Below are 23571 nucleotides of genomic sequence, written 5' to 3'. Positions count from 1 at the left end.
ACAGGATACACACATATCGCTTCGTACGGACGAAAGCCTCTGTACTTATTAATCTCAAATGGGGATTTGTATCATGGCTGACGAACATTCGNTACAGGATACACACATATCGCTTCGTACGGACGAAAGCCTCTGTACTTATTAATCTCAAATGGGGATTTGTATCATGGCTGACGAACATTCGAGACTGGTGGTATCATATCTCAGTGCAATCCGTTCTGCTATAGCAGCCTTAGCACTTGCTGTTTTAGCCTTTCTGTTCGTTTTTGGAGGAGATGACGGAATTGGTTTGTTTCTCGCTCTGGGAAGTGTAGTTCTTATCATCTACTCCTTCGTTCCGCCGTCAGGAGATGCATCCGATGGTCACTAAGCANTTGGTTTGTTTCTCGCTCTGGGAAGTGTAGTTCTTATCATCTACTCCTTCGTTCCGCCGTCAGGAGATGCATCCGATGGTCACTAAGCAGCTGTAGTGAACGGATAGTTCAGTTCGATTGGAAGAAAAAAGAAATGCCATGCCAATCTCGTACTCTACTCAACCGCTACAACGTGCTCCTTGATGGTGTGTGTCCAGTACGTCGCCGGGCCTCCGGGGCTACACCTCGCACACAACTGTAGAGCTCTCGAGATGGCCGAGTTCAACGCGGAACCGCGTGAGCCAGGCGGGACCGAAGGTCACGCTGAAAGCCGGCGCGAAACGCCGGCGGCGCCACAATCGTGTCGACGGCCAATCCACACCCGTCGCAAGCATGATGGTCACGCTCGTCCGGATCCAGCCGCGTCTGGAAGTTGTCACAGATCGGGTGGGAGACTCGCTTGTTCTGCCACCACGTATACGTGTTACCTGCTCCGATATCACTCCTACTTCCCGGTGTCGCCGTTGACGACAGCACGGTTCGTTCAAGAAGAAATGTAGCTGATTAACTGTGTGGCCACGTCCTCGGTCCGTTCGTCAGCAAGAGCAGTTATATGGAATTCCACCTCTGTCGCACTGTTGAGGGTCGCGAGCGACCACGGAAGGCCGTGACTTCGTCCCCCGAGTGGCTCGCCTTCGTAGTCGTCGTCGCGGAGCGTGAGTGACTCCTCGTGGTAGGTCTTCGTGGAGATCAGGACGGTGATCAGCTGTACGCCGTTGTTCGGGAACCGAGGTGTTCCTAGAACAAGCATCGGACGACCTTTGTCCGAGAGCGGATCGGTCCCCCCAAATGATGTCGCCGACTCCCAGTTCATCGAACGTGGTCACTGCACTTCCTCCATCTCGTTAGTTTTCAACTCCTCGAGATCCTCCTCGCCGTACTGCTCGTCTGCAGTCTGGTGGTGCTGGTGAAGCCGGTAGGCGGCTCGGAGCCGGTCCTCGTTGTCTGTGATCGCCCAGTACGGGCGCTTGTGCCGCACAAGACCTCGTTCCTTCAGTCGCGAGAGGATCGCACTGACGGCGTCCGTATCCAGTTCGAGTTGTTCAGCAATCGTCGCCGCCTTCCACGCCCGGTCGTCGTTCTCATCGAGGAATAGCACGATCCGCTCGGTGTCGTTTCGTTCCTCGAATTCATCGTCGTCGACGTTCTCGAACTCGTCGATATCGATGGTGCCGCTCGACATAAATTAGTGTTGGTGCCGTGGGTGAATAGCTGCTTTGGGTGTTTATTAAGGAGTTACCCACTCATGTCTGAAGGCCGGTCTGATGCTGTCATTCACTCTGTCGACGTCGTGATGATGTGGTCCTCGAGGGTACGTGTCCAAGAAACTGTGTTGTGGAGCAGTCTCCGTCGAGATCGTAGAGTGTCTTCGATATACTGCTCTTCCCAGTGTTGTAATCCCTAGTCTATGAGTTCGTCCCCCCAAGACGCTTGTTCTCAAGGGGTGTTCGTTCCGTATCCATGGATTCAAACGATGGTTTTGGCGATAAACGACTTCGCTCACAACTTAGCTGGTGGGTTTTCGGGCTCGTTCTTGCAATCATCCTGGTGTATACACTTCGTGGGTATCTCGGCTGGATCGTCTTCGGTGTGTTTCTCTATTATGTGGCTCGGCCGGTGGCACGACAGCTCCGCCAACGCTGGTTTTCAGAAAGTACGGCTGCAATCATCACTCTTGGACTTGTTATTTTACCGTTTGTCGGTATCCTCATTATCCTCGCTTCCATCGCTATTGTACAACTTGCAACCCTCGACGCAACTGATTTCGAACTGATCGTCGAAACGTTGTTTCCTGACGGAATCCCGGACACGGTGCCCACAGCGGAGGAGGAGGTTTACCCCTTTGTGGAGGACCTTGCGACCGACCCTTCTTTCGGATCGGTAATCGAGTGGGGCGGTGACGTACTGAGCGCGTTCGTAGCAGCAGCATACAACATGTTCATCACTCTTATTTTTGTGTTCTTCCTCGTTCGTGATGAGCAGCGACTTGCTGAGTGGTTTCGACTCGAGATGATCGGTGAGAGAACCCGTGTTGACGAGTTCGCCCAAGCGATTGACAAGGGACTCAGTTCTATCTTTTTCGGCTACACCCTGACGATTCTCGCAATCATGGTACTCGCTGCGATTCTCTACACGCTCCTCAATGCGATTGCACCAGCTGGGCTTGCGATCCCACAAGTGCTATTGCTAGCCATCATCACCGGCCTTGCTTCAGTTATCCCACTTATTGGTCGGAACATTGTGTACGCAGCGATCGTTGTCTATCTCGCGGTACTGGCTATTCAGACCGATCTTGTCGCATTGTGGTTTCCTGTCGTGTTTTACGTTGTTATGGGTGTCCTCTTCGATGGAGTCATCCGAACCTACATCCGACCATCACTCTCAGGCCGAATGTTTCCGACAGGCCTCATCCTCTTCGCATACATCCTCGGGCCAGTCGCTTTCGGCTGGTATGGTATCTTTCTTGGACCGCTTTTGATGGTCGCTGCGACACTATTCGTGCAAATGGAATTACCCCGACTGCTCCACGGCGAACCAAAATGACCGTCCGGGATCAGCGAAAGCCCGGCAGCAAAACGGCCCTTGGCCGTGAGCAGCCCGGAACGTGGAGGCGGGTGGGGAGGTGGGTAGTGGGTGATCGGGAATCAGCAAAAAAGAGAGGTTTCCCGGCTACTCCCACCACTGACTGCGCTCTGGGAACACGATTTCCGACCATCGAGTCAACGCGATCGAACATCGCCCATTGTACCAGTTCTTCGCCGCCGCCCTGAACCGCACCAGCTCACCTTCTCGCACCTTCGTCTGTCTGCTCTTCGTCCAGATCGTGAATTTCGTACGTCCAGTCTCGTCTTCAATTAGTCCAACCTGCTGCATGCTTGTGCTCAAGGGCTCCCACAGTTCGATCACGCGCCCTTCCACGCTGACCTCGCCTCTCCTAATTGACTCGAGTCTTCCAATCGGCACAATCGTCCCTGCCTCATGCTGCATCTCTTCTTTCGTATCCATCACTGCCTCGAACATCGCTTCACCCTCGAGCACCCGACTGGCGATCCGCTTCGCGATGACCGCTCGCGTGTACCCACCGTTGACGTCTTCGGCCAACCGCTGTGCCTGCCGATTGACCTGGCCTAACTTCTCTTGTCCAAGTTTCTCTCGAGGATCGACTTCCTTGACCGTCCGCTGGCTACGACGTGCCTGTTCAACCACCGCTCTCGTTCGCTCCGCTCGTCCCTCCTGTCGACCGAACGCTGCCTGTGCACTGATTCGCTCGAGTTCCTCCTCTCTGGCCTGAATACGCTCTTCCTGAGCCAAGGTCACGCCGTAGATCCGATTCTCACTCGTGTCGACGATCCCGTCTGGGTGGTTTGCATCGACCTTCGCCTGAATCTCCATCTCCACCGTGGCCCGGAACTCCGGAGTCTCGTCAATGACGTCCTCGTGCTCCGCTCGACCCGCTTCCTGCTCGTATGCTTGTTCATCGACCGAAACGACCTTACTAACCGACTTCTTACTAGACATTGGACTTTAACTCCAAAGGCGCTCACTCGGCGTCTTTCCGACACCACGACTCTCCAGCCCTGGCTCTCTCGCTGTCCAACTCATCCATCACACGCGTCTCGCTCGCGCCTTCGTAAGCGCCCGTCAGGGCGCGAGCGAGACGCGCTGATAACAGATCCAACCAGTAACGCGCGGCGCTTCAACCGGAGCGAGCGGCCAGTTTTAAGCCGTTTACGTGTCTGAGCGGCAGCGAAGACCGAAAGCGCGCTTAATACTGGCAACCGAAGAGCGAGAGTGAGCGAAGAGCAGAAGCGGCGAGCGGGACGTGCCGTCTCTGAGGAGGGAACAACTGTCTTCGACGGCCAGTTGATTAGTCCACGTGGGTGGGATCGAAAGGGGCTGACGTACTCGGGGAACCCCGACGACGTCCTCGCGAACAGGTGAGCGAGGGATCGGCGAGACACTTGTGTCTCGCAGAGCAAGCACCGTAGTCTGTGAGGCGCGTGGTTCGAAAGACTCCGTCTTTCGTCATCACGAGAGGGCTTTGCTCTCTCGAACGACAGCGAGACCTTCGCGAGTGAAACGAGCGAAGGCCAGTGAGACGCGTACGGCTCGCTAGGCGCGGGACTCGAGCGCGTCAGGGGCTTTTAATTTCTATGTAAAGGATTGTCCAGAGAGAGTCACTCGTCCTCGAGAACCTCGTAGATCTCAGCGTGCCGGCGCCCGTCAAGTTTCCCCATCTCGAGGGCAATCTCGTGACGTTTTTCATCACTCTTGGCGGACAGATATCGCTCATACAGCTGGCGAACCTCTTCGTCGACTTTTTCCGGAAAACCACTATTGGACGTCATCGACGTGTTGAGCAGTTCATTCTAACAGAGTGAGAAGTTGGGTCACATAGGGACTGTTTTCCCAGCTCCGATGCGGACTAATCGACTCGATAAGCGTTCGCGCCTCTTCGTGGCTCATGTGGCCATTACGGGCATAGTCGCAGATGAGTCTCGGTGTTGGGATGATCCGTGGGCCGGTGAGTACGGCGTGTACGAGTGCGAAGTTCGTCCCGCCAAACTCGTCGGTCAGGAAGCCATCGACTTCGAGCGCGTTCGCAAGGACAATACCGTCGGTTTCGCCATCGTCGAGTCCAAACGTCGGACGCGATTCTGGTGTGTTCGATCGTTCGTACGGATCCTCGACAGCGTAATAGTCTCGAGCAGCGAGAACGTTCGTCGCCGCCGCCCCATGTATATCGTGATACTGAGCGAGATCACGGAGTTCTGAAACGACTTCTGGTGGAACGAAGACCTCACACGATGTAAGCAAGTACTGGAGTGGATCCGGTGACGTCTCTGTGTCGTATCGTTCATCGGCACGAGGTACGGCGAGACTCACAAGTGCGCTCGTATCGGCAACTACTGTTCGAAGCTGTAACTCGCCGTTCATTGCTCGCCAGACGTATCAGACGCGTTCGTAGAATCGACCGTTGTGGTCTCACCAGTATAGATGTCGACGTCATCCGGAGGCGCAAGATCGAATGACTCACTCTCCAGATCTGCTTTGAGGAGGCGAAGTCGCTGTGCAGTTTCTGCGCCGACGAGCTGTTTGACCGTCTCGAACTCGAGTTGGTCGTCGTAGTACCGTTCAGCAACCAAGTCCTGGAATGTTTCACTCTCCGCTGTGTCCTCCAGATACTCGCGGATGGCTTCTACGAGTAGATCTGTTCGGTCCTTATCGAAGAGGCCAGCGACAGCATCTAGTCGCTCAACGAGATACTCCGGAGACTGGAAATGGACACGTCGAGGTTTGTCACTTGCGCTCATTGTATGTGCAAGTTTTGCACACAGGCCAATAACGTTTTCGCCTCATGCACATAGCTTGTGCACCGATGGGGGCGAGTCGCGGGACTCGAGCGCGTCAGGGGCTTTCTCTCTATTATCAGTACTTCACAAAGCCGGTTAGTTAGAACGTCTGCTTGCTGAAGATGTGTCCAAACACCAGCAGCAAGCAGACAGTGAAATACACGAAGACCAGTTCCTTAACTTCCTCGTCAACCGACTCGACGAGGAAGTTTCTCTGAACCTCGCCAACAACGCTGAAATCGACCCAGAGGACATCTACGAGGTCCTCGTCGGCGCAACCGCCGACGGGACCTCGATCTCAACGCTATGCAACTCCAGTGAAAACTCGCCATCTGCAAACACGATCCTCTATCACCTGCGGACGAAGTTCGAGCCGAAACGGCTCGAACGAGTCGCTAACACACTCCTTCGGCAGGATGTCGTCGAACTGCTCCCCGAGCAGGTGGAGGTCTGTGCAGACCTCCACCTGCGACCCTACTACGGTGACGAAGACGACACAGACGGCCTCTACCACTCGGAAGCAAAGCGAGGAACCACTTCGTTCCACGCCTACGCCACGCTCTACGCACGCGTGCGGAACAAACGCTACACGCTGTCGGTGCGCCGTCTCGAAGACGGCGACACCGCCAGCAGTGTCCTCGCTGAGTTCCTCGGTGTGCTTGACGGCCTTGACACCGAGGTCAAGGCCGTCTACCTTGATCGCGGATTCTACGACAGCAAGTGTCTCACGCTGCTTCAGGCGCACAACTACGCTTACATCGTCCCGGTCATCCGGTGGGGTGAGGCGATTCAGCAGGAACTCTCGGAAGGGTGGAGTCGCGTCATCCAACATGACTTGACAGGGAAACTCGACGGTCACAGTTGGACCGTCGAGTTTCCCGTCTACATTGACTGTACGTACCTGAATGGACGGTACGACGAACACGGGGTGGCGCGTCACGGCTACGCCGCTGACGCGCCGTTCATTGAGACTCCACGCGACGCTCGATACCACTACTAGAAACGCTTCGGTATCGAGTCGAGCTATCGCTTGTCCGAGCAAGCGATAGCGACAACAACGACGCGAGACGCGACGGTCAGACTGCTGTACGTCGTAGTGAGTCTGCTGCTACAGAACGTTTGGCGGTATCTGCACTACGAATACGTGGCGACGCCCCGCCGAGGCGGGCGTCGCCTCTGGTGGTGGCCATACAAGGAGTTCGTCAACATGGTTCGCCGGGCTGCGTGGACGGCCCTCGCGGTGCGTCGGGCCGTCCCCGCAAACCGGCCACCTGACGACCGATTCCACCGATAGTCACTGAACGGGATCGCCGCCTTGTGAGTGGCTACGCTGTCGCGTCGGCGGCTGACCGCCGCCGACAGCGACAGCTCCGTCTTCGATTAGTGTTGTTCAACCGCTATCGACGACTCATCACGACAGAACAGGTGACTCAGGTCAGGCTAACTGGTGATGCTTTGTGAGGTACTGATTATCGAAGGCGGCAATTGCAAGCCACTCACTGAGATCTACTCCAACACAGTTGTTTCAGCAACTCATCCGCATACTACAGCTGCGTACCTAACGCTGAGCCGTCTCAACCAGCACCTTAGACCACCCATTTCCACAAAGAATTTTAATCAAGAATCTGAAATCGAAATATGGCCCCCTCTCATACCGATCATCCCCACAGAACGTTGGCCGAACTTTTCCTCTCGTTGCTTGTTGGGGTTGTTATAGTCTCTCTGTTAGAGCTTGAACTTGTTCCTGCACTTATTATTCTCAGTGGTTTGGTTGTCATTTATCTACTCTATCGACTGGTGACTACTGCTGAGGAAATCGCCGAGAAGTTGTGATCAGTCTGTTCTTTTCACTCTCCTATAGTCGAAAGTACCGAACAGTACCTGTCCTGTATTTACCGGTTCGGGGAGCAAAGCAGTGATCCAGACCGCTTCTGATCTCGGTTTAGTCGATGTACTGGGATTTCCACTCACGGCGGTCCTCAATCGCTTGCTCTCCCTCGTCTGTAATCGCGTAATAGTTCGTGCGTCTGTCGAGTTGCCCTTTCTCGACGAGTTCCTTGTTGACGACCGTATCGAGATTCGGGTACAGCCGACCATGATTGATCTCTGAACTGTAGTACTGCTCGATCTCGTCTTTGACGTCCTGTCCAGATGGCTGGTCAGCGCCCGCAATCACGTACAGCAGATCTCGTTGGAATCCTGTGAGGTCGTCCATAGCCCAGCCATTCAGGTGAGATGATATTTGTTATACCACACGTACGTGGATGTAAGCTGATCCAACTAGTCGTTTCTTTATACGCTAGCTGACTCTTCTATCTGTCACGACATCCTGAGACTGTGGTTGTGATAGAGTACTCGAGGGATCTGACCTAGCGCGCACGCTCAGCGGTTGCGACTTTCTCACTCCGAACTCGAGAGTAGCTCACCGACATACTGATCTTCCCACTCCCGATGGGCCTCGAGTTCTCTCTACTCTTGGATGTCAATTCGTATTCTGCCGTTAGCGAGGTTTTCTGATCGGTTTAAGCACGAAACGGTCACATCGACACAGTGCATCGAGATCTGGATCCGATGTCTCTGGACGAGATCTCGATAACCGGTTCACGAGCTCTGTTCGGAGTTCCTCCCGAACGAGTGTCTCGGTCTGCCAACCAAGCCGAGCATCGTAGTGATGCTTTGAGAAGACCTCTCCTCGAGGGTTCTCTGCGGTATACTGTGTGCGTCTGGTGCCCCAGAGATGTGACGACCGGTACTCGGCAGCGAGGTTTTCATGTGTGAGTTCGATGAGAACCCACTCCACATACGAGACGATCGAGACTCTGCTACGGTCGTTTGGAACAGAAAGGTGTTGGCTAGTCTCCCGTGACGTGGTCGTTATCTCTCGAGGCGTCTTGTAGCCGACTCCCAGTTTCGGTATTGGTGGTTCTGAACTCATAGTCAGTGAGGAGAGTCTATGATTCCCCTCACCCCTTCGGGGATGAGAAACCGTTCTGGTGAGCAGCGAAATTACTCGAGCAACTGTTCTCTGACGGTGTCATAGAACGCTTCCCAGGATATTAATTACAACCCATACTTCGGTGAACTGACCGATGAGTAGGTATGCGTATTGAACGCTGAACGGTCTGTCAGAATAGATAATTATTCATCAGTGCTTTTCGAGATGGATCGGCTCATCGGCGGTGACTGTGACGACATACCCTTCGTACGGAAACGCAACCGAAATTTCAGAAGTGGTACACAATGCGTCAAGCGCGTCTGGATCAACAACGTCATGCAGCGGTCGCAACTCCTCGGGAGTGATCCCTTCTCGTTCTGCGACAGCCATCACAATTGCAACGCTCACAGATTCAACGGACTCCCCTGGGACTGTACACATCGGTTATTCCTCTTCGTGATCGTCGTATCTGGCCAGTTCGGTGATTTGTACCTCCCAGTCATGGGTCGAACCTCGCGTTCGAAACTCCCAGGCACCGCGCACGTCCACGTCAGCCTTGATGGCCTTCTCGACCGCCTCGGTAAGGATGGCCTCGAATTCGTCGTCACTGGTAATCAAAACATCATCGAGTTGGTTACGTGTCATGGAGAGTGGGCCATGATCCTCGACCCGAAGTGAGGAGTGGGAAGCCACAACCACATCCACACCATCAAGGTTACACTTCGTGCAGGGCGTTTGGTCCACCGTCTCGAAGGGACGCCACTCGCATAGGTCTGCCGTTCTGCATGGCACACCATGCCATTTTTTGAGGTATGATACACCATGCTGCCCATATTTACACGTCTCGAACCTCACCATCTAGCAAAGAATGGCAGTCATCGCTCACCTCCGGATTCCAGCCGCCTCATTCGAACTTGGCCGGATCCTCGAACTGGAAGCCAGCGGAACAGTCGAACTCGAAAATATGGTGCCGCTAGGTGAGAAGGCCGTTCCGTTCTTTTCGGTGAGCGATGAGGTTCGAGAATCGTTTGAAGAAAACGTCGAGAACCATCCGTCGGTCGAACGCATTATCGAAGTGACGCGCCACGACGCCGAGCGCCTGTATTCGTTGGAATGGAACGTCGGTCGGGACGTATTCTTACAGGGGATTGTCGATCTACAGGGACAGCTCCTGAGTGCCACCGGAACGGTCAGAACCTGGGAGTTCGAGATTCGGTTTCCCACTCATGAGACACTCAGTGAGTTTCAGGAATACTGTTCGAACGCGCACATTCCCCTTGAAGTCGGACGGATTTACAATCCCGTCCGCCCGGGGACCGGGATATGGTATGGAGTGACACAAGCTCAGCGTGAAACACTGGTGCGCGCTGTGCAGGGTGGATACTACTCGATCCCACGACAAATGTCTACACAGGATCTGGCGGATGAGCTTGGGATCTCCGACCAGGCCGTCACAGAGCGACTCCGGCGTGCAATCGAGACGCTCACCACAAACACGCTCATTGCAATGGAAGAGGAACTCGACGAGGAGTTCGAGCCGGCCCAGGAATCCTGATTGCGTCAACCCCATCTCGACCGCGGAAGAGACCTTCTGTGCTGGGTGCTACTTGATACCAACCTTGTCCACCATGCAGCGAACGGAAACCTTCGGGGACTCTTATACAGAGCGTGAGAATGAGGATGGGATTTGACCAAATTGCAGAAGCACTCGGAGATCAAGCGCGGCGGCAGATTCTTTTGGAACTACTGGATCACAATCCAGTGGACGGACCAGAGGCCTTCGAAGAAAACGATGCACGAGAAACAGAAGAATACAAGGTGGAACTGGTTCACACGCATCTTCCAAAACTTGACGACATGGACTACATCGTATGGGAGAGAGACTACGATAATATTTTGAAGGGGTCAAATTGGGAAGAGATCGAACCGGTAGTTCGATTACTTAGTGACAACAGAGAACGGATCCCTAACAACACGTTCTGACGCTCTCAAAGGTGATCATGTGCCTTCTGCTGCACTAATCTCCATATTCAAAACCGCCGTTTTTGACAGCAATCGGGGATGCAAATTGCTGGACCGATAATTGTATCACCTGTACTTACCGTTCACCGGGAGTTGCAAAGAGAATCTGTGAGCTATTCTATGACAGCCACGTTCTCCTTTGGAGTTACCCCACGAGTCGACTATCGATTTCACTTGTGGGGTAACTACCTGGCAGATCAGCTTCGCCGCCACAATCGCTGCATCCGTGTTCGGAGTGATGATGTCTCCTCATCTTTCTCGGAGGATGGCTCAGTAGTATCCTCGAGGTCGCTCTCTTGCTGTTCAACGATCGATCGCAACTGCTGGCGCTCTGCTGTGAGTTGTTCGATCTGGTCACGTTGATCTGCAACGAGCTGCTCCAGTTCGTCGATACGAGCCTCGAGAAGGTCGTTCTTCTCCTCGAGGTACACTCGATCACCCCCTACAGAGCCCGGTTCCGCGATACCACCCTCGAGAGTCCAAGCCGTGTCAGTATCAGTCTCAGCAGCAGTATCCACTGACGTCTCTACAGTAGGCGTCGTCGGCTCGTAGAAGTCACCCGTCGCAGCGATCGCGCGCTCGAGGGTCTTCTCTCCGTATGTCGATCCATCGGCGTGGTGGATGTCGTCCCATTTGCCTCGGATAAGTCCTGATTGTCGAAACAGCCGATCCATCTGCATCCGATTTCCACCAGTCCAGAACGCCAGCAGGCAGCACAGTGCCATATCGGCTTCCGACTGGCTGTCGTATCCACTGATGTTGCCTCGCCATAGCCGGTCGAACTTCTCTCCGTTGCCCGCCGAGCGAGCTTTCTCGAGCAGTTCCTCGTCCTCGAGATCAAGCGTCTGACTCTGACCCAACTCATCACGTCGACTGTCAGTGGCGTCGACGTCGTTGGTATCGTCTTCAGCGACGAACTCCTCGTGAACTGCCTCGAGGGCGTCCTGGCGTTCATTGATCGACGTCGGCGTCCCGTCGACGTGGTCTGCGGTCACAGTGAAAAAGCGAGACTGATCGTACATCTCGACACCGCCACGCCGGTTTCGCCCGCCGGGGAAGTCGCCATGAATGATGACGTGATAGCCCGTACCAGATGGAGAGACTTCCGTATAGGACTCGAGTTGCTGGACGATCCTCTTTGCTTCCGGATCTGGTCTCCCAGTCTCTGGATCTCGGCACTTGTCTAAGTCGATCCCAACGATCGGGTCTGTACTCGTAAAGACGAATCCAAGTCCATCTGCTTTACCAGTAGATGCATACTCGAGTGCGGTCTCGAGGTCACTCCACGTACGATCGTCCGTCGACGATGCAAAGTCGCCGGTCTCCGGATCAACTGGAATCTTCGTCGGGTCACCGTTTCGGTTCTCTTCTCGCCAGCAGATCCACTGTGCTCGCTCAGTGAGCGCTTCAGGTATCGCTTCGACATCGGTTTCACTCTCTAACTTATTACTCATCTTTGAACACCATTGGTGATGGCTCTCCGATTCTGGAGGAGTCTAATAAACTCGAGATACCGACACAACTGCCCATACAGATGCCCTGACCGACGGGGTAACCCCCCTCTATACTAGTCGGTTTTTGCCCCGACATTGCCCTGACATCCGGTGCCGTCTTGCGATTTTTGCCCTGACAAGGCTGTCGGGGCATATTTACATCAAATAGTATACACTGACACGCTCGTTTGCGGGTAAGTTGTGTCAGATATTTTCTATAGACCATCATAATGTCAGTCGGCAAACTCTCGGCCTTGGCTTGAAAGCGTGATTCCGGTGTAACAGTTTACGCGCTGGCCGTCACGTGTTGGACGACTTTCACCATACGTAACGTGCTCACTGAGTTTCCGAGAGAACCAGGATTTCGAGTACTCTTTTTGTTTATAGGTAGCAGCCCACACTTGGTACGCCTCGTAGAGTTCATCTTTTGGGATGTCGGCCCCTTCATGTTCGATGATGCACTCCGCGACGAAGCTGCTGAAGTCGGTTTCTGTCGTGTCACTGGAGGATTCATTCTCACACGTTGTCTCGGAGGAGCGACTATCATCTGCTGTCACATCATTATCGTCGCAATCGCGAACAGCAGGTGATGAGTCGACAGATACAGGCAGATCTGTCGCTGAATCAGTTAGGTCCGCCCGATTGACCAGCGTCTCGAGAGGCAGGGACTCGCCATCACGATAGCGACGGGCAGAGTTCCTATTTGCATCAATCACTACGATTTCATACGTCTTGGAAGCCGCTACATCAGTGAACGCAGATTCAGGGATGAACGGCCGCCTAATCTGAACCCAGTCCTGCTCGAAGTCCGACTTACTGTTATACACATGTCGTTTGTTGTGCTCGTAGACAACGTATTCACCAGCGGCCCGGTCGTAGCTGTACACGCCAGGAACGTCGCTGCGTGACAGTGACTCAAACGACGAGACAGCTACAAATTCGGTTCCTTGGGCATCACTCAGAACATACCCGCGGTCAGTCTCTGTCCAAACGGAACGTCTCGAGTCACTAACCGTGGGGCGAACTGCTGTAACTCCCTCTCGAGCGTTCGCCCCTCCCTCGAACGTGATATGTAGATCGGTTGTATACAGACGTCTCTCTCCAGAATCGAGTTTATTGACCGGTGAGGAGAGAATACTTTCGATGCGAGCAGCAGTCTGTGTCCCATCGTCGCTGGAGTCAACAGAGTTAGCGACGACGAAAATCGGGATGTTTCCAGCATTGCGAGCTCGCTGGAAGTTTCGAAGAATCTTCACGGGCTTTTCGACTGTCGCCGATTCAACTTCGATATCAAAGACATCCTCACAGTCTGGGTGAATTGCTCGTCCGTCAGGTTTCTCGCTTCCGTCTTGGGTAAAGATCGTAACGTCAAATCCCTGTTGGGAGAACAAGTCCTCAACCGCGAACAACAACGCATCGTGTGTCTCACCACCAGCCGAGCGTACGTCACCAGTATCTGGTTCGGTAACTGCTTTCCCGTCGTCAGTGAGTCGGACAACGACTTCGGAAGTCTCCTCGTGGAGTGTTACCTGAAGCAGCCGTGAGCGCTCTCGAATGTCGCTGAGTTCCGCAATTGATGGAGGAGACTCGGTAGCGGCCTCGTACTGTGTTCGCACCGTCTTATCTACGGATTGAACCGGAACCCATCCATTCTCATCCTGAACACCGTGGCGAAGTTGAACCGTTCGAACTGCCCTCGAGAGTGCAACGTCCAACTCATCCGTTGGAAGTTCGAACTCCGATCGAACAGTCTCAGGAGTCTGGCTGCTGGGTGGTGCATCCGTAACTGTGCCGTACTCAGCGTTCGCTCGCTCGTGGATCCGATCAAGTGTTCGCTGAAATTCCTGCTCCTCGAGAACTGTGAGGGGATCATCACTCTCTGAATGGCCTGCAGGAATTGGGAGTGGGGTAAGGCTGAATGGTTCCGGACCTGTCTTACCGAATGTCGGACTCGGTAATCGAACAATCCACTCGCCACGTGGAAGTGATCGAATCCGGTTTGCGAACTCGATCGGATCCATCTCTTCGTGAGCCATCACCCTCGCGATTTCCTTATCTACAGCAATCTTCCCAATAATTGGGCTCCCAACGTCGTTCAGGACGTTTAGATAGACCTCACGTCCCCCCTTGACGTCCAGTTGCTCCGGAAACTGTAGCGAAAGGCCGACCGACAAGCGGAAGCCACGCCCTTTTTCCAGAAGCGTACTCATCACATCTGAAATTGCCAGACTCGAGGCTTCGTCGATAATCAGGTTGACCACGTAATCGTCCGGCTTCTCCTGCAACTCATCACCACGCTCTTTCAGCGCGTCGTAAAGTTGGGTCAAGATTACACCGGTCATCGCTTTCGCAGAGTCATCTCGAAGTCCGCTCAGATCGAACAGGATCACCTTCCGCTCATCGAGAATTTCTCGAAAGTCGAACTGCGGATCAGTGTTGTTGAACAGACGACGGAGGTGCTCGTCTTGCGAGATATAGTCGAGACGATTACTTACCCCGCCCATCACCGTCGAGAAACTGTTCTGATCGAGTTGGAGCTGGCGTTCGATTCGACTGCGAACCTGTGCATTGCTTGAGCGAGGAGCAGAACCCTCTGGATCAGGTGGCCCAGCTTGCCACAACTGGTCGACGACGTGCTCGAGTTGATCGTGAGCAAAGTAGTTTTCACTCTCACGATATCGACCGTTTTCTCGGCCATACTCGGCGTCATAGAGCGTCTTTATCAGGTACTTGATAAGATTGGGTGCAACAACCGCTCGTTCGTAGCGTTCCTCACCCATCACCATCTTTAGGATCTCTTCATAATGATCGGCTTTTCTCTGGACTGCATCGACTCGATTGACACCATTCTCAAGCGTCGACTCGAGATTGAAAAACGCGAATCCGGGAAGCACATCAGGAATCGGGAAGTGAATAACGTTCTCCTCGAGGTCATCCATCCCGAATCGGTGTGCATGGGCTCGCATATAGTCTGGGCAGAGCCCATCACCTTTCGCGTCGATCAGGACGATTGGTCCATCCGTGTCTTCGTAGAGCGAGAGTTTGTCGTTGGTCAACGACTTCGATTTCCCACCACCTGTCGTCGCAGCACGAACGTAGTGTGTCGGTAGCAATGATGGTGGTATCCGAACAGGTTCGTCCTCAACTCCACCGTTTTCGTCGAGTGCATATCCAATCGCCATCCCCTCCCGGAACTCTTCCATTAAATCGGGATGTGGCCGTGGAAGCGGATTCCGAGAGCGTTGTTCTGAACGTGCCCCACGAGAGCCTTCGACAGTCAGATCTTCACCACCAGGAACGACGATCAGGTTCGCAAGCTCGTCAGCATTGAATACGAAATCAGGCTTCGTCTTTCTGCCACCAGTGACGATCTCCGCGTCGAGTACTCGCTCGAGGTGCCGTTGTGCTCGCTTCGCTTTTCGTCTCGACAGGATACCTTTCTCACGAATACGACGACCGACAAGTTCGTAGAACGGTCCCTCGAGTGGGTCTAACGACGACTTCAGTTGCTCGAGTTCTGTGTGAAGATCGGTATCGTCTGGATCACCCATCGCGACTGCCCGCACATTCACAGTGAACGTCCTCCGGGGATGTTTACTCTCGATCCGGCGAATCCGATTTTGGGTCTCCTGAGACAGTTCACGCTCTTTGGGATCGGCGTCGACGGGTTCGATCCACGAACCGATGAGTTCTTCTGACCACGTGTCTCGCCCGTTGCGAAGATTCGATTTGCGGATTTCGGCGTCGTCTCGCCAGTCCGGCTTGCGTTGCCAGACGACTTGATATGCGGTCGGAACCGTCATCTCGTGCAGTGCATCAACGATCGCCGATAGTGGCGGGCGCTCTGCATCGTATTCTTCGTCCGGCTCGTCGATCACGAACGGCGTGATCGTCGTCATCCAGTCTTCTTTGCGACCGGTCTTGCCCATCCACTCGACCCCGAGCGGAGAAGGCTCGACATACTCATGGTCTCCCTTTGAGTCGTCGATGGGTTCATCCTCGCTCGAAGGCTGCTGTTCGTCTAACTCGAGGTCGGAGTGCCCCTCTTGTGAGATGTCTCTCTCGGGTACAAGCGCTTCCTCGAGATCGAGTTCTGTCTTCGTGATAGTGAAACTGTGCGGAAAGATCGACGTGAGGCGTTTCTCGAGTGTCTTGACGTGTGCCTCCTGGTCAACCCCATAGTAGAATTCGACTGGCTCGTCAGGTCCCGTAGAGACGACGAGGAACTCGAACGTCGGTGGTGCAGTGTCTACCCGTGGATCCGCCCGGTTCCAAAAGCTCGTCGACGCTGGATTCGAGAGTTTGTGAAGGCTCTCCAACGTAGCTGGAACGTCCGTTCGGTGAATGGGTTCGGACGACGGTGTGATCTTCAGATACTCGGTATTACTCATGGTCCGATTCACCTCCGTGCTTACCGCCATCGGTCTGTGGTGGAGTTGATACGTGGTGTGAGGTTGCTGGATCAGTATTCATAGATAGCTCTGTAGGTGTGTCTGCTGAACGACCTGGTAATTCAGTCTGAGACTGGGCTTTCGGATCGAAGTCGATCACAGCCGTCTCGTCGTCCATTGCTCGAACTTCGATTCCCCGCCACTCACCGTCGACGCCGACGAGCGCCTCCGAATAGCCCGTCCGGTCGTTGCCGGGAACGGCTTCCTGGACGAACCGCATCTGTGCCGAGTTGAGGCCGAACTCGTTGGCCCACTCGCGGTCCATCCCGTCGAGGTGGTGGAACTGCTTGATCGCACACTGGTCGATGATCGCCTCGGACTCTGGATGCTGGAAGAACTCGTCGACAGTCTGGGTCACGAGTCGGATCGAAAGGTTGTGATGTCGGTGGTGACGGAAGACGATCTCGAGGTACTCGAGACTCGCCGCGTCCTGCATGATGTACCGAGCTTCGTCAATGACGAAGACGACCTCTTTGTCCGTCTCCTTCGCTCGCTCGTAGACCAGCGAGATCAGCAACTGCATGACGAGACTCGTGCTCCCACCGAGACTTCCTTCCTGCTGGGCGAGGTCGAGATAGATTACCTTCTCGTCGCGGATGTCGAACTCTGTCTCTCGACCCAGGTTTTCGTACCGGCCGTCTTCTGCGAACGGGCGAAGCTGATCGATGAGCCACGTCGCGTCTTCGCCAATCTTCGTCGCTTCCTCGTCCGTCCGCACGACGTACTCCGTCGGCGTTTCGACCATCTCCTCGAGGATATCGAGGACGTCCCGCATCGTCGGGCTCTCGTTATGATGAGTCGCGATATCGTCGGTGATCCCGTTGCGTGAATAGGCACGCTCGATCGCAGTCTCCAACGTCGTGCGGCGGTCACCGAGTGTGATTCCCCGGAGTGCGAAGTAGTTCGAGAGGAAGCTCATCACGCTGTCGAGCTTTTCGCGATACGGGCTGGCGTCCTTGCCCATCGCCCGTTGCACCCGTTCGGGGGTGGGCTTGATCTCGAGCGGGTTCAGACCCATCTCCCCACCGATCGTGATTCGCTCACCACCGAGAGCTTCGGCCACGCCTGCCCAGTTGTTCAATGGCTCGAGGATGATCCCAATTCGATCCTCGCTTTGCTCGATCGAACGGATGAAGTTCTGCTTCGAGCCGAACGATTTCCCAGAACCTGGGTCGCCGATCGTGAACATCGCATAGCCGTTCTCTCGAGCGAACGGATCGATGACGACCGGGCTCTGATTCTTCCAGTGCACGCCGAACTCGACGCCACCGTCCTCGAGGATCGTGGCGTTGTGCGGTGAGGCGAGAAGTGCGCCGACCGCACCACCGAGTGCTGTGGCCTCTCGGCCGAACGGATTGGGTCCGACTGGTGCAGCGGCCTGAATTGCGAGGTCCTGCTTACAGATCGCTGTTTTTGGCGAGAGACCAGCAGGCTGTTCACGAAGCCGGCTACGGACCGTCCGGACGGCGTCACGCAACTGGTCACGCGACTCTGCTCGCACCGTAATGAACATGCCCTGATCGAACACACGGCTTCCGTTCTCGACGCTTTTGTACGTCGAAAGCGCCTCGTTCGCTCGTTCCTGAAGATAGCTGCCACGGACAGTACGCTCGAGATCGGCGTCGGCCTGGAGATCGTCGGCAACTCGCTGAAGTTCGTCTCGAGCCTGTTGCTGGCTCTTTGGTGTGACGTGAACCGTCAGATCGAACTCGACATCCGTGAGTTCGAAGAGTTCGGTCAGATAGCCGTCTTTCGGATAGTCCGGATAGTCGGCGATGTAGAGCGTCGACGTCCACTGATCACCAACTCGAGCAGTACGCGTATCCCACTCGATCGCCGCCGGTGCGACGACGTGTTGGTGGTGTTCGGCGATGTCGTCGAGGACCTGACCTTCCTCGAGACCGTCTTCCACGGTCGTTTCCTCGAGGAGATCCGCGAGTTCGACTTCTTCGACGTCCTCGGCTCGCCAGCGGTCCCATGCGATCTTCACAAGTAGCGTGACCAATGCTGTCACCCCAATGTAGACGGCGAGTCCGGACTGAGTTGCTGGGTCAGGAAGTGACCCCTGGGCCTGCTCAACAATCGAAAGCGGGAGCATATCGATCATTGATCGACCCTCCGTTGGTGGTCAACCGTTGGATGATCACGGATTGCATCCGAACCGTCATCGTACTCGTGTTCCTCGCCGTTCCAGAAGTCCATCGAGAGGACAAAGAGTTCGACCGTCGTCAGTCGATGAGCTGACCAGCCTGCTGCCTTCTGGATGAACTCCGTCTGGAGACCGTGGCAGCGGTTCTCGAGTTTCTCGAACATGGCCGCCCGGATCTCCGCGTCGGTCATGTCGTTGCGACGGGTCACGAACGGGTTGAACAGGAAGCCAACCACCGGAAACGAGGTGAGTTTTTCCGCAGGTGATTGTTCGTCCTGATACCGGTCGTAGACCTCGAAGGGATCAACTTCGACGCCGATGAAATACCGTACTTGTTGGGTCCCCTCGAGGTCTCGCGGACGTTGCTCGCGATACTCCTCGAGTAGTTCTTTGAAAATCGGGTTCTGCTTGACGTCACTGTCGGTAAGCCGTCCGTCGATTCGCTCGATCAGTTTCTCGACCGGGAACGAGCGAGTCGTTGCGTGGAATTTGAGTGTGAAGTCGAGTTCCTTGTTCGCGAACTCCTCGCCGAGTTGCTGGATCTGTGCCCAGTCACCGGACATTGCGAAGTCCATGTTCCCAGGGTCGATCTCGAGGTAGGCCTCCATCGCGCCATCTGAGCGCTCGATTGCACCGGCACCAGGCCACGCTCGCCTGATGTTTGTGAGGTCCTGTGTTCGCTCGTCCGGTTTGAACGGCGTGTAGCTCACGAGCCCGCCCTCGGTACTCGCTTCGGTGGGCTCTGTCGTGGCCTCCGTGCTGTAGGTGAACTGAGGCCGCTTGCAGTAGTGGCGGTAGACGTCCCCCAGCCACGTCGACGCCGGGAGATGGTTGGGTGACGCGTAGACGATCGACCCACCAAGGACGACACCGAGTAAGACGAACGGTAAGATCGCGTCATCGAGTCCCGTGAGGCCACCAAAGAGGAGGCCACCGATCGGGAAGCCAAGGAGCACATAGACGTCCCCTTCCTCGATATTCAAGATCGGAATCCGACTCTCTTCACCCAGTTCATCCATGATTCGACGGCCAGCTGCATCGTGATCTTGTGTCATTCAGTAGTACCCCGGATCGTTCTCGGTGCGACGGTACGCCGGGACGCCTTCCTGGCCGTACGCGTCTGTCGCAACGTTGTCGTGGTCAGTTCGTCCTCCGCTGCCGCCGCTCGAGTTTCCAGACTGTTGGGATGAGCCACCGCCTTGGCGCATCTTTGACGCAGCCGTATAGCCAGCAGCCGCTTTCGGTCCCCACGCCGCAGTCGTGGCTGCTGCAGCAGGGCCTGCAACAACACCGGCCCCAACGGCTGCGCCAGCTGTTACTGCACCCTTGGTCGTTGCCCCGATGATCTTCGTCGTCATCGGACTGGCATACTTGAACAGCTTCCAGACGATGAGAATCGATAGCAGTGGCAGTGTGACCGCGATAAGGTAGCTCAGGAACGAACTATCTGGAATGAGCGCTGAATCAGTTCCTTCACTGAAGAGCAGTTCGTAGCCCTTGAACAGCAGTGCTACTGGGAGCGGCATGATTGCGAGTGGTACGAACTTCATGCAGACCGTGCGGGCGATGTGCGATACGACGGGAAGGTTTCCGTAGGTCAGAGCGATACCAACCGGCATCGCGTAGATCAAGATGTACAACAGAATCTCCCGAAGGAAGAACAGCGCCTGCAAGATCCACATCGCAACAGCACCGACCCCGGTGAGCAAGAGCGCAAGGGCTGGGTTAGAAACAGTCAGCGATAGAAGTCCAGTCATTGCACCAGTGACCGCTGAGATATCTGGAATTAGTGCGATCGTGAAGCCATCAACAAGATAGAGAGCTAGAACAGCAATCCAATACCAAGTCACTATCAGGAACGCACCCGTCCAAGCACTCCGCTTCGTCTTTCGAGTCTCGTATGCACTACCGATATTGAAGATTCGGACGGTGTGACGACCTTGGACACACATTACGAGTAGCAACAATGCAACGAGCATCATCTCACCAGCAACGAGGCTGCTATGGATCTCTGCCCAAGGGGTGTTTGATGGAACACCGAAGACGAATCCGCCGTCAGTTTCCGGTGTTGGCGTCCCAAAAACTTGGGCTGTGACCGCATTGTAGCCATCTGTCAGTCCCTCTTGAAACCATTCGATAAGTTTGTCAATCGCGTCTTCGAACCATTTAATCCCGATATCTGAGAGAGACCATGCCGGTTTCATGCAGTCTCCTCAATTTCGATTACGCAGTCCTCCGAATCTGCACTGAGGTAGTGTATCAGGTACTCGAGAGTGATGTTTGCTATATTGTGGGTTGTAGAAAGATGGACAGTGAATCGTCCGTCTCTGCCAATTGAATTACACTTCGTTTGGACATTGACTGGTAGAAATGGCAGTGAATTACTGTAGACCAGAACTGTTTCATCAGCAGGGATTGTTATCGAGTCAGCGTCCGCTCCAAAATCGTTCTCTGGGTCATAGATACCACTCTCATTATTCTCGTCGTAGCTTTCATGGGTCGGAAACGGGACATCACCTTCGAATCGAAGAGCGGTAACTGCAGTCGGGCCTGTTCCTTGATTCGTCACAGAAAGGATCGCTTCGGCATCGATCTGAGAGTCACTCGCACCCTCGTACATCTCCTCGGGATATTCTCTGGCCAACCGGAGCTCCGTTAACTCGAGGTCGGGCTCGAGCGTAACCGTTGTTGTCTCGACTGGTTCGTCATCGTTGAGACCGAGGAGTTCGTACTCACCTGGTGGATAATCCGTCCCAACCTCGATGGTCGTGTGAGACACCCCTGATTCAATCGCTCTCTTGGCAAATAGCTCGCCAGAGGGGTCAACGACGTTGAATTGGTCGATCGTGTCTCGCTCGAGTTCGATCACCAACTCGAGTCCATCAACATCGACGCTCTGGATAACATCTCCAGCACCGTCAGCTGACCTGTCGTCACCGCCATCGCCCGAACTGGTGCAGCCAGCAAGCCCGGCGATGATCCCGGCAAGAATACTTCCAAGAGCTGTGCGTCTGTGTATTGTTTTCTGTTTATTTGTCATAACGTATCTCTCATTTGTAGAAAGGTGCCAATTCGCTTGGCAGCGTACAGCGCGACTGCAAACGGGAGTGCATAACGAACGACGTCGACTAAGAGCGTGAACCAGCCTGTCGGCGTCGCTAACGGATGCCACGTCTCTGTAGCAGTATCACCGAGGTATGCTGGGCTGTGTGACCGCCACGATCCGGGGTGATACTCTGCGGTGTAGATTCCGGGCTGGGTGACGGTCACCTCAGCAGTGCCGGTGATGTCCGTTCGGACCTGCTGATCAGCAATCGTGATGTAGCCTTGGCGTGACTCGTGGCCGATAAGTGAGAATCGTGGGAGATCAAACGGACTCTCGAGCATGATCGGCGTTCCCGACTCTGCGTCACGAAGTTCGACCTGGAGTGTCACAGCGGTAGCATTCGATTCGATGATCTCAACGGAGAGATCGCTCTCACGGATCTCTCGTTCTGAGCCACCGTCGGGTTCGACGATATCTGCGGAGACACCGCGAACGATCCCATCAACAGCGACCGCATCCCGATCGATGTCCTCGTAGCGAAGGGCGAGTCCGTCCGATCGCGTGTAGGCCTCAGAAACAACCTCGATATCGACGTTCTCGTGAATCGCTGGCTCAGGCGAGGAACTCTCTGTTCCCCAGACCTCGAGGATATTCGGCCCATCTCGGATTGGTTCTGTCCGCGGACCTAATTCGGACGGGTATGCATGCACATACACTGGGAGGGTATCAGAGGTGACCGTCTCTCTGCTCGCTCGAGTCGAGTGAGTGAGTTCGTCCCAGCCGGTGTCGCGAGCGGTGTAGTATCGCCACACACCACGGACCCTAGCTTCACTATCGTCTGAAAGCGTGTAGCCGTGCCACGGTTGGTCCTGGTAGATCGCGACTCCGCTGTCGCCGTTCGGATACGATGCATGATAGACCGTGGCCTGCAGATCGTAGACTTCGACGTCGAGATCCTGAGAAACGGTTACTTGATCAGTGACTACTTCTGTCTCGTTTCCAAGGTCTTGCTCGACTCGAGCACTGATATCTGCCTCGAGTGTGAGCGTTGCCGACCCACCGTGGTCGAACGCATACTCGAAGGTGGGTGTCTGCGTACCTCCAACAGTCTCGATGATGTCATCATCGCGCAGGAGGCGAACTTCGTCGATACCGTGGCTTTGGACTGACGAGTTACTATCGAGACGGACTCGATAATCGATGAATCCTCGCAGTGTGCCTTCTGGGGCGATGTAGTGAACCGTTTCGTTGGCGTCGAGATGTGTTCGCGTCGATGGCTGAATTGCGAACGTCGTTGCATGGGCATCGGCGATGAGTACTGAGTCTGTGAGATCTGCATGCGTGGGATAGACCGATGTCTCCGTGTCACCGCCCTCGAGTGATTCGTAATCGTATGCTGTCCAACGTTCAGCCGTGTCTGGCGGCTCTTTGAACGTCAGATCCGTGCAGTCTCCGAGTTCCTGCATGGCTGTTCGCGACTCGTCATAGCGCTCTGCGTACTCGGCCTCGCTGAGGCATTCGTTTGGAGCCTTCGACCACAGCGTCGCCGTCTCATTGACGTCCAAATCACTCTCGTCGGTTCCTGGTCGCGGTGGATTTTCAGCACTCACAGCCACACCAGCGAACGCGAGCGTAGCGACAGCAAGAGCGACGACGGTTACCACGACGGGGATCTTCTGATGCACGGACTGTGATTATCGCTGCAAGT

General features: G+C 54.9%; 20 protein-coding genes and 3 pseudogenes. 6 read left to right on the top strand and 17 right to left on the bottom strand.

The window, feature by feature from the left end; all coding sequences use genetic code 11:
• The first annotated feature begins 166 nt into the window (after positions 1–166).
• Entirely contained in the window at positions 167–370 is a 204-nt protein-coding gene (locus C495_RS17740) for a hypothetical protein (protein WP_152418923.1), read from the top strand.
• A 158-nt stretch (positions 371–528) separates the two neighbouring features.
• Here C495_RS17740 and C495_RS18395 read toward each other — a convergent pair.
• From C495_RS18395 to C495_RS16260, 3 genes and pseudogenes are all read right to left on the bottom strand, one after another.
• Positions 529–890, bottom strand: a pseudogene (locus C495_RS18395) (DUF7558 family protein).
• A gap of 7 nt (positions 891–897) precedes the next feature.
• A pseudogene (locus tag C495_RS16265) lies at positions 898–1240 on the bottom strand (PemK-like protein).
• On the bottom strand, positions 1237–1596 hold the full coding sequence (locus tag C495_RS16260; RefSeq protein WP_008164879.1) for a MarR family transcriptional regulator: 360 nt from the start codon (positions 1594–1596) through the stop codon (positions 1237–1239). Before C495_RS16260 ends, C495_RS16265 begins: the two are co-directional and overlap by 4 nt.
• Before the next feature lie 278 nt (positions 1597–1874).
• On the opposite strand from C495_RS16260, the gene C495_RS16255 reads away from it, so the two are divergent.
• Positions 1875–2957 (top strand): AI-2E family transporter, encoded by a 1083-nt coding sequence (locus C495_RS16255; protein ID WP_008164878.1) that lies wholly within the window; start codon positions 1875–1877, stop codon positions 2955–2957.
• 126 nt (positions 2958–3083) lie between these two features.
• On the opposite strand, the gene C495_RS16250 is transcribed toward C495_RS16255, so the two are convergent.
• Entirely contained in the window at positions 3084–3932 is an 849-nt protein-coding gene (locus C495_RS16250; protein ID WP_008164876.1) for a hypothetical protein, read from the bottom strand.
• A gap of 273 nt (positions 3933–4205) precedes the next feature.
• Between C495_RS16250 and C495_RS17890 the strand changes: the two genes are divergently transcribed.
• A complete protein-coding gene (locus C495_RS17890) occupies positions 4206–4355 on the top strand; it encodes a hypothetical protein (protein WP_161605574.1) in 150 nt (49 codons plus the stop codon).
• Positions 4356–4591: 236 nt separating this feature from the next.
• Here the strand turns inward: C495_RS17890 and C495_RS18165 are convergent, their stop codons facing one another.
• The 3 genes from C495_RS18165 to C495_RS16240 are packed head-to-tail and all read right to left on the bottom strand — an operon-like array spanning position 4592 to position 5728.
• Positions 4592–4762 carry a hypothetical protein gene (locus C495_RS18165; RefSeq protein WP_008164874.1) on the bottom strand — a complete coding sequence of 57 codons (171 nt, stop codon included), beginning with the start codon at positions 4760–4762 and terminating at the stop codon, positions 4592–4594.
• 16 nt (positions 4763–4778) lie between these two features.
• A complete protein-coding gene (locus C495_RS18560; protein ID WP_008164872.1) occupies positions 4779–5351 on the bottom strand; it encodes a hypothetical protein in 573 nt (190 codons plus the stop codon).
• Positions 5348–5728 (bottom strand): hypothetical protein, encoded by a 381-nt coding sequence (locus C495_RS16240; RefSeq protein ID WP_008164870.1) that lies wholly within the window; start codon positions 5726–5728, stop codon positions 5348–5350. The genes C495_RS18560 and C495_RS16240 overlap by 4 nt, the downstream gene beginning before the upstream one ends.
• 163 nt (positions 5729–5891) lie before the next feature.
• Between C495_RS16240 and C495_RS16235 the strand changes: the two are divergent.
• Positions 5892–7061 (top strand): annotated as a pseudogene (locus C495_RS16235) (ISH3 family transposase).
• A 648-nt stretch (positions 7062–7709) separates the two neighbouring features.
• Here C495_RS16235 and C495_RS16225 read toward each other — a convergent pair.
• The 3 genes from C495_RS16225 to C495_RS16210 form a co-directional block, all read right to left on the bottom strand.
• Positions 7710–7982 (bottom strand): PadR family transcriptional regulator, encoded by a 273-nt coding sequence (locus C495_RS16225; protein ID WP_008164865.1) that lies wholly within the window; start codon positions 7980–7982, stop codon positions 7710–7712.
• A 930-nt stretch (positions 7983–8912) separates the two neighbouring features.
• The gene (locus C495_RS16215; RefSeq protein WP_338036885.1) at positions 8913–9110 is read right to left on the bottom strand and encodes a HalOD1 output domain-containing protein; all 198 of its coding nucleotides are present in this window, start codon (positions 9108–9110) and stop codon (positions 8913–8915) included.
• A gap of 36 nt (positions 9111–9146) precedes the next feature.
• Complete coding sequence (locus C495_RS16210; RefSeq protein WP_008164859.1) at positions 9147–9347, bottom strand: hypothetical protein; 201 nt, start codon at positions 9345–9347, stop codon at positions 9147–9149.
• 223 nt (positions 9348–9570) lie between these two features.
• Between C495_RS16210 and C495_RS16205 the strand changes: the two genes are divergently transcribed.
• Together C495_RS16205 and C495_RS16200 are read left to right on the top strand one after the other, a co-directional pair.
• Positions 9571–10257 (top strand): helix-turn-helix domain-containing protein, encoded by a 687-nt coding sequence (locus C495_RS16205; protein WP_008164857.1) that lies wholly within the window; start codon positions 9571–9573, stop codon positions 10255–10257.
• 125 nt (positions 10258–10382) lie between these two features.
• Complete coding sequence (locus C495_RS16200) at positions 10383–10685, top strand: hypothetical protein (RefSeq protein ID WP_152418922.1); 303 nt, start codon at positions 10383–10385, stop codon at positions 10683–10685.
• Between the two features lie 236 nt (positions 10686–10921).
• On the opposite strand, the gene C495_RS16195 is transcribed toward C495_RS16200, so the two are convergent.
• The 7 genes from C495_RS16195 to C495_RS16165 form a co-directional block, all read right to left on the bottom strand.
• Positions 10922–12178, bottom strand: a complete 1257-nt coding sequence (locus C495_RS16195) for a phage NrS-1 polymerase family protein (RefSeq protein ID WP_008164855.1) — start codon at positions 12176–12178, stop codon at positions 10922–10924.
• Between the two features lie 272 nt (positions 12179–12450).
• Positions 12451–16608 (bottom strand): primase-like DNA-binding domain-containing protein, encoded by a 4158-nt coding sequence (locus tag C495_RS16190; RefSeq protein ID WP_008164854.1) that lies wholly within the window; start codon positions 16606–16608, stop codon positions 12451–12453.
• Complete coding sequence (locus C495_RS16185; RefSeq protein WP_008164853.1) at positions 16601–18775, bottom strand: VirB4 family type IV secretion system protein; 2175 nt, start codon at positions 18773–18775, stop codon at positions 16601–16603. The genes C495_RS16190 and C495_RS16185 overlap by 8 nt, the downstream gene beginning before the upstream one ends.
• Positions 18772–19872, bottom strand: coding sequence for a hypothetical protein (locus tag C495_RS16180; RefSeq protein WP_008164852.1), 1101 nt, complete (start codon positions 19870–19872; stop codon positions 18772–18774). The genes C495_RS16185 and C495_RS16180 overlap by 4 nt, the downstream gene beginning before the upstream one ends.
• The gene (locus tag C495_RS16175; protein ID WP_008164851.1) at positions 19873–21021 is read right to left on the bottom strand and encodes a hypothetical protein; all 1149 of its coding nucleotides are present in this window, start codon (positions 21019–21021) and stop codon (positions 19873–19875) included.
• Positions 21018–21857 carry a hypothetical protein gene (locus C495_RS16170; protein ID WP_008164850.1) on the bottom strand — a complete coding sequence of 280 codons (840 nt, stop codon included), beginning with the start codon at positions 21855–21857 and terminating at the stop codon, positions 21018–21020. The genes C495_RS16175 and C495_RS16170 overlap by 4 nt, the downstream gene beginning before the upstream one ends.
• Positions 21854–23527, bottom strand: a complete 1674-nt coding sequence (locus C495_RS16165) for a hypothetical protein (RefSeq protein ID WP_049890400.1) — start codon at positions 23525–23527, stop codon at positions 21854–21856. The genes C495_RS16170 and C495_RS16165 overlap by 4 nt, the downstream gene beginning before the upstream one ends.
• Positions 23528–23571 lie beyond the last annotated feature (44 nt).

Source organism: Natronorubrum sulfidifaciens JCM 14089 (genome assembly GCF_000337735.1).
Lineage (GTDB): Archaea > Halobacteriota > Halobacteria > Halobacteriales > Natrialbaceae > Natronorubrum > Natronorubrum sulfidifaciens.
The sequence above is the reverse complement of the archived record's forward strand: the minus strand, read 5'-3'. Positions and strand labels throughout refer to the sequence as shown.